Source organism: uncultured Caballeronia sp. (assembly GCF_964243625.1).
Taxonomy (GTDB): Bacteria; Pseudomonadota; Gammaproteobacteria; order Burkholderiales; family Burkholderiaceae; genus Caballeronia.
Genome location: NZ_CAXTGZ010000166.1, coordinates 1 through 10896, shown reverse-complemented (window position 1 = coordinate 10896; position 10896 = coordinate 1). Strand labels below are relative to the sequence as shown.

Below are 10896 nucleotides of genomic sequence, written 5' to 3'. Positions count from 1 at the left end.
CTCCACGGCGCTCGCCGACGAAATGCGCTTCCGGCTCGTCCGGCTCGGCCGGCCGGTGGCGTCGTACCAGGACGGCTTGCTGCAGCGCATGGTCGCGGCGACGCTGTCGAAGGAACACGTCGTCGTCGCGCTTTCGGTCACCGGCCAGACACCGGAGATGGTCGAAAGCTGCCGCCTCGCGCGCGAATACGGCGCGCGCGTGATCGCGCTGACCGCGCCCGCGTCGCCGCTCGCGCAACTCGCCGACTGGCTGATCCCGATCATCGCGAACGAAACGGACTTCATCTACAAGCCTTCGACATCCCGCTACGCCATGTTGATGGCGCTCGACCTGCTCGTTACCGAACTTGCCGTGAAGCAGGGCGAAACCAGCCGCGAGCTTTTGCGGCGCATGAAACACGCGCTCGACGCGTATCGCGGCGGTGGTGATGAACGGCAGCCGTCCGGCGAGCCATTTGGCGAGCCTGACGGCGAGCCATTCGGCGAGCCTTCCGGCGAGTACTTCCGCGAGCCCTTAGGAGACTGAAATGGCATTGGATTCACAAACACACGCCCATACGCTGATCAAGGGCGCACGGGTTATCGATGGAACCGGCGCGCCCGCGGTTCAGCGTGACGTGGCGGTAAAGGACGGGCAGATCGTGGCGATCGGCGCGCTCGATCAATGGACGGCCGACAACGTGGTGGAGGCAGAAGGGCGGGTGCTGGCGCCGGGTTTCATCGACGTTCATACGCACGACGATACCCACGTCATCCGCTCGCCGCAGATGCTGCCGAAGATCTCGCAAGGCGTGACGACGGTGATCGTCGGCAATTGCGGGATCAGCGCGTCGCCGGTGACGCTCAAAGGCGCTCCGCCCGATCCGATGAACTTGCTGGGCGCGCAAGCCGATTTTCAGTACCCGACATTCGCGGCGTATATCGATGCCGTGAACGTTGCGCGTCCGGCCGTGAACGTGGGCGCGTTGATCGGGCACACGGCGCTGCGCAATAACCATATGGACCGGCTGGATCGCGGGGCTTCGCCGGCGGAAATCGACGGCATGCGCGCCCAGCTCGAAGAAGCGTTGGCGCACGGCGCGCTTGGACTGAGCAGCGGTCTTGCCTATGGCTCGGCATTCAATGCGCCGCCGGAAGAAGTAATGGCGCTGGCCGAGCCGCTGGCGCATGCCGGCGCGCTGTACACCACGCACATGCGCACCGAATTCGATGCGATTCTCGACGCGATGGAAGAGGCCTATCAGGTCGGCAAGCATGCGCGCGTTCCGGTCGTGATCTCGCATTTGAAGTGTGCGGGGCCGTCGAACTGGGGCCGCAGCACGGAGGTGTTGAAGTCGCTCGACACGACCCGTGAAGGCCAACCGGTGGGATGCGATTGTTATCCGTACAACCGTAGTTCATCGACGCTCGATGTGAAACAGGTGACCGGCGATATCGACATCACGATCACGTGGTCCACGCCGCATCCCGAGATGGCCGGCAAGCTGATTTCCGAGGTCGCGGCCGAATGGCAAGTCACACAACAGGAGGCGGGCAAGCGCCTGCAGCCGGCGGGCGCCGTGTATCACAACATGTCGGAAGACGACGTGCGGCGGATCTTGTCGCACCCGGCGACGATGGTCGGCTCCGATGGCTTGCCGAATGACCCGCTGCCGCATCCGCGTTTGTGGGGCGCGTTTCCGCGCGTGCTCGGGCACTATGCGCGCGACACGTCGCTCCTGCCTCTTGAGGAGGCGGTGCGCAAGATGACGGGGTTATCGGCACGGCGGTTCGGGCTGGCCGGGCGCGGTCTCGTGAAAGTGGGCTATCACGCGGACCTCGTTCTTTTCGATGCCGATCAAGTCCGCGATACCGCGACGTTCGCCGAGCCGAGGCAGACGGCGGATGGCATCGATGCAGTCTGGGTGAACGGCGTGCTGTCGTATCTGGACGGAGGGGTGACAGGACAACGGGCGGGACAGTTTGTGGCGCGTGGCGAGGGTTCGAAACTCGACGCGCTTGGGCATTTTTAACTTAAAGGATATTGACCATGAAACGATATGGTGTGGAAGGCGGTAAAGGACAAGGCGGTGCGGTGATGCCGTTCTCGCGTGCAGTTGAAGCGGACGGATGGCTGTTCGTATCAGGCCAGACGCCGATGGAAAACGGCGAAGTGATCGAAGGCGGGATCGTTGCTCAATCGCACAAGGCGATTCAGAATGTATTCGCGATCTTGAAAGAAGCCGGATATGGCGCAGAGCATGTCGTTCGTTGCGGCGTCTGGCTCGATGACCCGCGGGATTTCGCGTCGTTCAACAAGGTGTTCAAGGAGTACTTTGGTGAGCATCCGCCGGCGCGCGCTTGCGTGGTTTCGTCGATGGTGATCGACTGCAAGGTCGAAGTGGATTGTGTGGCTTATAAAAAGGCGGTTTGATTAACTAGCGTTCTTAATGCGTTATTTCAAGAACGAGAGCGTTTCAGCGAATCGCCGCCAATAACACCGGCTCTGGAAGCGGAAGCGGGCACTGACTACAAAACCGAAGAATATTCAATATAAAACGCGGCAACGAAGTTTTTCGTTGCCGCGTCTTCTTATTGGACGCGGTCATCAGCTCGGTAGGGAATACTTTGGGACTAAATTGGCTTCGATCTTGGTTCGAAACGTGACCATTGCCTGGAGACGCTCAACGTATGCGTATAAATCAACCGAGCCGCCTCATTCTTCGAGCGCTAGCTTTATTGCTTCTATTAGTGACGGTCAAAGCCTTCGCCCGCTACACCGATTGCACTGCGCCGCTCCCGCTAACCGTAAATTTACCGTCGGTGTCTGTGCCCAGCAGTCTTCCGGTAGGACAGCCGATTCCTGGTGCAAAGGCAAGCTTCGCAATTCCCGTTACCTGCTCATATACCTTTCCAGGCGGCTCGCGTTAGCATATCAGCAGCGTGTCGGCCACGATCGCGCTGGTTTCAGGCTTTTCCGACGTCTATACGTTTAGCGGGATGGGAGCCGGCGTAGGGTTTCGCATGAGAGGAGCCGATGGATCGATCCTCGCGCTAGTCATCCATGGGACTTCATTAAATGCGTTCGACGTGGGGCCGGCGAACAATGGCAGTAATCTGCTTCAAGGATCATTCGAATTGGTGAGAACTGCGAAATTGATGACTCCCGGATCGTTTAGTTTTTCGATGGTCGCAAGTGTCAATGATCAGGAATTTGCAAACAAGACCGACACGAACAGCAATATGAAATTCGGATATACGATGAATCCCGTTACTGTAGCGGCATGCACCGTTACACAAACAGACATTGCGGTGACATTGCCTACAATTCCTACTTCAGCGCTTTCGTCTGTTGGCGCCACAGCCGGATCGCAATTGTTCGCAATAAACCTGCAATGCGAGGAGGACGCCAAGCCGCAAATCAGTATCGCTGACGTGGTAACCCCGTCGAATCAATCTACCGAACTCAGTCTTGCTCCAGATTCAACCGCAACCGGGGTTGCGGTGCAGATTCTTAGCGGTTCGTCATTGGTGCGGTATAGCCCCTCGTCTCTTTTCTACACCACGAGTAATGTTCCACTTACTAACACGATAAGTTTTGGAACATTTTCTGGAACCGCTCATATCCCGTTCAATGCACGTTACGTGCGCGTCGCCGGAACGCTAAAAGCAGGAACGGTCCGGGCGCTCGCAACATTCACTTTTTCCTATCAATAGCCCTGCCTGTGATGCTTTCGAATGGTTCTACTGCCGCGCAAGCCGCGCGTTATCCGGCATCGGCAGATTGAAGTTGGTCCGGAACGGGTTGATGTCGAGCCCGCCGCGCCGTGTGTATCGTGCATAAACGGCAAGGCGTTCCGGCTTGCATTCGCGCATTACATCCACGAAGATTTTCTCGACGCACTGCTCGTGAAACCCCGTGTGTTCGCGGTACGAAATGATGTACCGGAGCAAACCGGCATGATCGATCGGCGCGCCGACGTACCGAATCTGCACGCTGCCCCAATCCGGCTGGCCGGTGACCGGACAATTCGATTTCAGCAGGTTTGAGAACAAGGTTTCATCGACCGGTGATTCACCATGTGATGCGCTCAACAACGACGGATCGGGCGTATAAATATCCGCATCCAGATCCAGCCGGTCCAGCGACAAACCCTCGAATTCTTCCATCTTCAACTTCACGCCAAACTCATAAGGCGCGACAAGCTGAACCGAAACGTTCGCGCCGCAAATAGCGGAAACGTCCTTGCGAATGGCGGCACGAACTTCATCGATGGAATCGAAAGCCGTCTGCGAGAACGATCCCAGATACAGCTTGAACGACTTCGACTCCACGATATTCGGCGAATCCGCCGGCACGATGAACGTCGCCACCGCAATCTGCGGCTTGCCCTTGCGGTTCAGCCACGAAAGCTCATAGCCATTCCAGATGTCCGTGCCGAAAAACGGCAGTCGCGCCGTCAGCCCGATCGCCGCGCGGCCTGACGCCCGATCGATGGGAAAGAGCAGCGAAGGATCGTATTGTTCGCGGTACTGGACCGGCTTACCAAGGGGAGATTGTTCTGGCGTCATGATGCGTTCGCTATGCCATTCGGTACGTGTCCGGTCGCTGTCACGACGCGGGCCGATTCGATGTGGCCAATTTGGTCGTCGAAGAAAAAGTCGGGTTCGAACTTGGCCAGGAACGGGCCTTTGTTCAATCCACCGAGGAACATCGCTTCGTCGATTTCGATGTTCCAGGCCATCAGCGTCCGGATCGCGCGTTCGTGCGCCGGTGCGGAACGCGCAGTGACGAGCGCCGTGCGAATGCGCATCCGCGTTGCTTCATGGCTGAGTTTCTGCAGCTTGTGAAGCGCTTCGAGCAACGGTTTCAACGGACCGTTTGCAAGAGCCAGATCCTTCTTGCCGACCTCGTGCTCGACAAACGCGGGCAATCCCCGCGACTGAAACACTTGCTCGGCTTCGTCGGAGAAAAGGACAGCGTCGCCGTCGAAGGCAATGCGAATCTCGTCAGGATACCGGCTTGCCGTCAGCGGCGCTCGCGGAACGACGGTCGCGGCGGGGAAGCCGGCGGCGATGGCATCGCGCACATCGATCGAATTCGCCGATAAAAACAACGACGCGCGAAACGGTTCCAGATATCGAAACGGCGACTCGCCGCGCGTGAACACGCCGCGTTCAATCGCAAGGCCATGTTCCTTGCATGAACTGAACGCGCGCAACCCGCTGATGGGATCGCTGCGCGACAGGATCACGACTTCCACGCGCCGCTCGCTGTCAACGTTCAGCGCCAGCAGTTTCTCGATCAATGAAAACGCGATGCCCGGTTTAGCCGGAACGCTCAGGCGCGAACGCTGCAGCGCTTCGTATTCGCGCAGATCTCCGGATTCGTAGACCTCGTTTTCTTCCTCGAAATCGAACAACGCTCGCGACGAAATCGCGACCACCAGCTTGTCATCGAGCGTGAACGCCATGCGCGGTCAGGCCAGGAACAGCTTGTAGACCGGGTTCGCGCCTTCATCCCACCACGGGTAACCCAGCGTCGCGAGGAATTGCCCGAACGCGGCGTTATCGGATTGAGGAACCTGGATACCGACCAGAATCGAGCTCGTGTCCGCGCCTTGGTTGCGGTAATGGAACAGGCTGATATTCCAGTTCGGCGCCATCGATGAAAGGAATTTCATCAGCGCGCCCGGACGCTCGGGGAATTCGAATCGCAGCAGGCGTTCGTCCTGCGCGAGCGGCGAATGGCCGCCGACCATGTAGCGGATATGTTGCTTCGAGAGTTCGTCGTGGCTGAGATCGACCGTGGCAAACCCATGTTCGATAAACGCATTCGCCATCTGCACGGCTTCGTTGCGCGTCTTGATCTGCACGCCGACAAAGATGTGCGCGGCGTTCGAATCCGCGATCCGGCAGTTGAACTCGGTCACGCTGCGCGTGCCGACCAGTTCGCAGAAGCGCCGGAAACTGCCGCGCTCTTCGGGGATCGTCACGGCGAACACGGCTTCGCGCGCTTCGCCGACTTCCGCCCGTTCCGCGACAAACCGCATGCGGTCGAAATTCATGTTCGCGCCGGACGTGATGGCGACGAGCGTCTTCGCTTCCAGCGCTTCGCGCTCGGCGTAGAGCTTCGCGCCCGCAACAGCCAGCGCGCCCGAAGGTTCCAGCACGCTGCGTGTGTCCTGGAAGACGTCCTTGATGGCGGCGCAGAGTGCGTCGGTGTCTACCGTGACGACTTCGTCCAGCAGTTCGCGGCAGATCCGGAACGTTTCCTCGCCGACGAGTTTTACCGCCGTGCCGTCCGCGAACAGGCCGACTTCGCTGAGCGTGAGGCGTTCGCCGGCCGCGATGGATTGCTTCATCGCGCATGAATCGATGGACTGCACGCCGATCACGCGGATCTCCGGGCGCACCGCTTTCACGTACGCCGCGACGCCCGCCGCCAGTCCGCCGCCGCCGATGGGGACGAAGATGGCGTGGATCGGGCCTTGATGCTGGCGCAGGATTTCCATCGCGACAGTGCCCTGGCCGGCGATCACGTCGGGGTCATCGAACGGATGAACGAAGGTCAGCGCACGTTCTTCCTGCAACTTGACGGCGTGGCCGTAGGCGTCGCTATACGACTCGCCGTGCTGGACGATTTCGACGGCCGGGCCGCCGAATGCGCGCATGGCGTCGATCTTCACTTGCGGCGTGGTCACCGGCACGACGATCACGGCCTTGCAGCCGAGCCGCGTGGCGGAATAGGCGACCCCTTGAGCATGATTTCCCGCCGATGCCGTAATCACGCCACGGGCGAGAATATCGGCGGGGAGGTGCACCATCTTGTTGTACGCGCCGCGAATCTTGAACGAGAACACCGGCTGGTTGTCTTCGCGCTTCAGATAGACCGAGTTGTGCAGTCGCGCGGACAGATTGCGGGCGGGTTCGAGTTCGCTTTCGCGGGCGACGTCGTAGACGCGCGCGGTCAGGACTTTCTTCAGGTAATCAGGGTGTGCCATGCAGGAGCCGTTCGCGCGCTCGGGAGCACGCCATTTTTGAGCGAAAGCAATAATGATAGCTCAGGGGGCCGCCGGCGCCCGGCTCGGGCGGTCTTCGACTTCGTTAGCGCACCGCCGGCGCCCGCAATCCGCCTTCCCCGACGAGAGTCGACGATTGTCACTTTTCCGCATATTTTCGCGCGTGGTGGTCTGGCCGGGCGAAGAATAGCCGTGGCTCCGCGTCTACTTGACCGTCCGCGCCCAAACCTGAGACACGCGCCGGTCATGCTTGCGGGTTCATTCAACTGTTCACGGTGGATTGGATATGCATTCAGACTGGCTGACAGACAAACGTGAGAAGCATGAATTCGACGCCAGCGTGCTGGCCGATGTGCTGGACAACGGAGCGCGCGAACCCGGCCTTCGCAGCCTGCTCGTGGTCCGCAACGGATCGCTGGTTGGCGAACGCTATTACAGCGGCGCGTCAGCCGACGACCTCCAGCCGCTCAATTCAATTACCAAGAGCGTGACCTCCATGCTGGTCGGACAGGCGTTGCAGCGTGGCGTGATCCGAGGAGGATTGAGGGCGACGGTGCGCGAGCTTTTGCCGGAAGCGGTGGCCAAGGCGCCTGACTCACCCGCAGCCGGCGTAACCGTCGCGCAAATCCTTTCGGGGAGGGCGGGTCTCATCTACGACTGGCAAGCGCGTTACGACGAACTCATGAGCGCGCCCGATCTGGTCTCCATGGCGCTCGCTCTTCCTGCCGATCCAACATCGCCACCGCCCTGGATCTACAACGACCCGGCCGTTTCGCTGATTTCGCCGATCCTGTCGAGGGCAGAAGGCCTCGATCTCGCCGATCTCGCCGCGCGCGATCTCTTCGCCCCGCTTGGCATCGAGCGCTACGAATGGGCCCGCGACAACGCCGGCCGGTCGCTGAGCTTCGCCGGCCTGGCGCTGCGTCCGCGCGACCTGATGAAATTGATCTGGGTCATGGCGAATGACGGCAAGTGGCATGGCCGTACCGTGATTCCCGGCGCCTGGGTGAGCGACAGCACGCACTCCCATGGCGCGGCGAGCTGGCGTGTCAGGCATGTCACGAACATCGGTTATGGTTACTTGTGGTTCACCGGTGTGATCCACGGTAATCCGGTTGTACTGGGCTGGGGTTACGGCGGACAGTTTGCGCTGTGGGCGCCGGGGTTGCGGCTGGCGGTGGCGACATCGGCTGTATCGCCGCCCGCGGAACAACTGGCCGCTCAGACCGGGGCGATCATGGCGCGTATCGTCCGGCTGGTACTGGCGGCAAGGTAAAACCGCCGGACGCGCAAAAATCGTCAAAAAGCCGTCCGAAAAGCGCATGCATAAAGCCCTTCAACCCGCTAGCGAGCGCGAACGGCGAATATCGCGATGGGTTAGAATTCGCTTTTCGATACAGGATCGGAAGATGCAACGGCAGTGCCGGACCGGCTTTTTGACGCATGTTCCTCGCAACGCTCAACCCGAGTGCAGCGCGCTGTGCCGCACAACCCGCGCGGCTGCGAAATTTCATGCGCAATTAGCGGGACATGCGCGATCGTGGCGCTGATTCCGGTACCTTCGAAGGTTTTGCATCGCTTGCCACCCTCTGCCGGCGAGCACCTTCACTAAAAAAGTTTCACTCGAAAAACTGCGCTTCCCCGCGCAATGCCGGCTATACCGCTGCTTCTGCTTCCAACAGCGCGGGCGCCGGCCCACCGAACTGTCGAATATGAACGCACCCCAAGCCTTCGATCCGAACGGCGCCGCGCATGCCGTGGCCCTGGATACCGAGCCGCGCCTGCGCGAAATTCCCTATAACTACACGTCGTTCTCCGATCGCGAAATCGTGATCCGCCTGCTGGGCGAAGAAGCGTGGGCCGCGCTCGCCAATTTGCGCAGCGAACGCCGCACGGGCCGCTCGGCACGCATGCTCTACGAGGTGCTGGGCGACATCTGGGTGGTGCGCCGCAATCCGTACCTGCAGGACGATCTGCTCGACAATCCGAAACGCCGCGCATTGTTGATCGAAGCGCTGAACCATCGTCTGGGCGATATCGAGAAGCGTCGCAAAGCCGACCTCTCGCAACATCAGGACGATGCCGGCCGCGACCGTGCTGCGCGCGTGGAGTTGCTGATCAGCGCCGCGTGCCGCGCGGTCGAGGACTTCAAAAAGGAGTTCGAGCAGACCTACGATTTGCGCAAGAAGGCATCGAAGGTGTTCAGCAAGGTCACCGAGAAAGACAACATCAAGTTCGACGGGTTATCGCGTGTATCCCACGTGACGGACGCGACCGACTGGCGCGTCGAATACCCGTTCGTGGTGCTTACGCCCGATACCGAAGCCGAGATCGCCGGCCTGATCAAGGCGTGTTTCGAACTCGGACTGACCGTGATTCCGCGCGGAGGCGGCACGGGCTACACCGGCGGCGCGATCCCGCTGACGCCGTTCGCGGCCGTCATCAACACGGAAAAACTGGAACAGCTCGGTCCCGTCGAGATGACGGATCTGCCGGGTGTCGATGGCAAGGTCGCGACCATTTTCTCGGGCGCGGGCGTCGTGACCCGCCGCGTGACCGAAGCCGCCGAGCAGGCCGGATTCGTGTTCGCCGTGGACCCGACGTCGCTGGATGCATCGTGCGTAGGCGGCAATGTCGCAATGAACGCCGGCGGCAAGAAGGCCGTTTTGTGGGGCACCGCGCTGGACAACCTCGCGTGGTGGCGCATGGTCGATCCGGAAGGCAACTGGCTCGAGATCACGCGCCTCGACCACAACCTCGGCAAGATCCACGACATTCCCGTGGCGCGTTTCCGGCTCGACTGGTTCGACGGTTCGCGCGCGCCGGGCGAAAAATTGCTGCGTACCGAATCGCTCGATATCTCCGGCACGAAGTTCCGCAAGGAAGGGCTCGGCAAGGACGTGACGGACAAGTTCCTGTCGGGTCTGCCTGGCGTTCAGAAGGAAGGTTGCGACGGGCTGATCACATCGGCGCGATGGATCCTGCACAAGATGCCCGCGCATACGCGCACGGTCTGCCTGGAGTTTTTCGGCCAGGCGCGCGACGCGATACCGAGCATCGTGGAGATCAAGGATTATTTGTTCGAGACGTCGAAGCAGGGCGGCGCGATCCTCGCCGGGCTCGAACATCTCGACGAACGCTATCTGCGCGCCGTCGGTTACGCGACCAAAAGCAAGCGCAACGCGTTTCCGAAGATGGTGCTGATTGGCGACATCGTCGGTGACGATCCGGATGCGGTCGCCCAGGCAACGTCCGAAGTCGTGCGCATGGCAAACGGCAAGAGCGGTGAAGGTTTCGTTGCGGTGAACGCCGAGGCGCGCAAGCGTTTCTGGCTGGATCGTTCGCGCACGGCGGCTATCGCCAAGCACACGAACGCGTTCAAGATCAACGAAGACGTCGTGATTCCGCTCAACCGCATGGGCGAATACACGGATGGAATCGAGCGGATCAATATCGAGTTGTCGATCAAGAACAAGCTGCAACTGGTCGATGCGCTCGAAACCTTCTTCAAGGCTGGCAAGCTGCCGCTTGGCAAGAGCGACGACGCGAACGAAATCCCGAGCGCCGAGTTGCTCGAAGACCGCGTGCAGCAAGCGCTCGATCTGCTCAAGCGCGTGCGTGAACGCTGGACGTTCGTCGGCGAAAAGCTGGATATGCCGTTGCGCGAAGCGCAGCATTATCTGGTTCAACTCGGTTACGAAGGTCTCGCCGAGAAGCTCGCGGATCGCGTGGATTCACAGCAAGGCGTTCGCGTATTCGATGTCGCGCAAGACCGCACCATCCGCATTTCCTGGAAGCAGGAACTGCGCGCGGAATTGCGCCATATCTTCAATGGCGGCGAGTTCAAGCCGATCCTCGAAGAAGCACAGAACATCCACAAGACGGTGCTGCGTGG

General features: G+C 60.5%; 9 protein-coding genes. 6 read left to right on the top strand and 3 right to left on the bottom strand.

Annotated features, from left to right (window positions below; all coding sequences use genetic code 11):
• From ACFFAR_RS13645 to ACFFAR_RS13630, 4 genes are all read left to right on the top strand, one after another.
• Positions 1-526, top strand: a 526-nt coding sequence (locus tag ACFFAR_RS13645) for a MurR/RpiR family transcriptional regulator (RefSeq protein ID WP_375508007.1), incomplete at its 5' end; no start/stop codon positions are given.
• A 1-nt stretch (position 527) separates the two neighbouring features.
• On the top strand, positions 528-2012 hold the full coding sequence (locus tag ACFFAR_RS13640; RefSeq protein WP_062169066.1) for an amidohydrolase family protein: 1485 nt from the start codon (positions 528-530) through the stop codon (positions 2010-2012).
• A 17-nt stretch (positions 2013-2029) separates the two neighbouring features.
• Positions 2030-2413: a RidA family protein gene (locus tag ACFFAR_RS13635; protein ID WP_086383752.1), complete on the top strand. Its 384-nt coding sequence runs from the start codon at positions 2030-2032 to the stop codon at positions 2411-2413.
• Between the two features lie 509 nt (positions 2414-2922).
• A complete protein-coding gene (locus ACFFAR_RS13630) occupies positions 2923-3696 on the top strand; it encodes a fimbrial protein (RefSeq protein WP_075358964.1) in 774 nt (257 codons plus the stop codon).
• 27 nt (positions 3697-3723) lie between these two features.
• On the opposite strand, the gene queF is transcribed toward ACFFAR_RS13630, so the two are convergent.
• Genes queF through ilvA form a run of 3 tightly spaced genes read right to left on the bottom strand, consistent with a single transcriptional unit; the run spans position 3724 to position 6983 of the window.
• Positions 3724-4551, bottom strand: coding sequence for an NADPH-dependent 7-cyano-7-deazaguanine reductase QueF (gene queF / locus ACFFAR_RS13625; protein ID WP_062169070.1), 828 nt, complete (start codon positions 4549-4551; stop codon positions 3724-3726).
• Positions 4548-5453, bottom strand: coding sequence for a 5'-nucleotidase (locus tag ACFFAR_RS13620; protein ID WP_061998394.1), 906 nt, complete (start codon positions 5451-5453; stop codon positions 4548-4550). The genes queF and ACFFAR_RS13620 overlap by 4 nt, the downstream gene beginning before the upstream one ends.
• Positions 5454-5459: 6 nt before the next feature.
• Entirely contained in the window at positions 5460-6983 is a 1524-nt protein-coding gene (gene ilvA / locus ACFFAR_RS13615) for a threonine ammonia-lyase, biosynthetic (RefSeq protein ID WP_375508006.1), read from the bottom strand.
• A gap of 304 nt (positions 6984-7287) precedes the next feature.
• On the opposite strand from ilvA, the gene ACFFAR_RS13610 reads away from it, so the two are divergent.
• Together ACFFAR_RS13610 and ACFFAR_RS13605 are read left to right on the top strand one after the other, a co-directional pair.
• Entirely contained in the window at positions 7288-8277 is a 990-nt protein-coding gene (locus ACFFAR_RS13610) for a serine hydrolase (protein ID WP_174364640.1), read from the top strand.
• A gap of 436 nt (positions 8278-8713) precedes the next feature.
• Positions 8714-10896: DUF3683 domain-containing protein (locus tag ACFFAR_RS13605; RefSeq protein WP_375508005.1), on the top strand; the 2183-nt coding region annotated here is incomplete at its 3' end.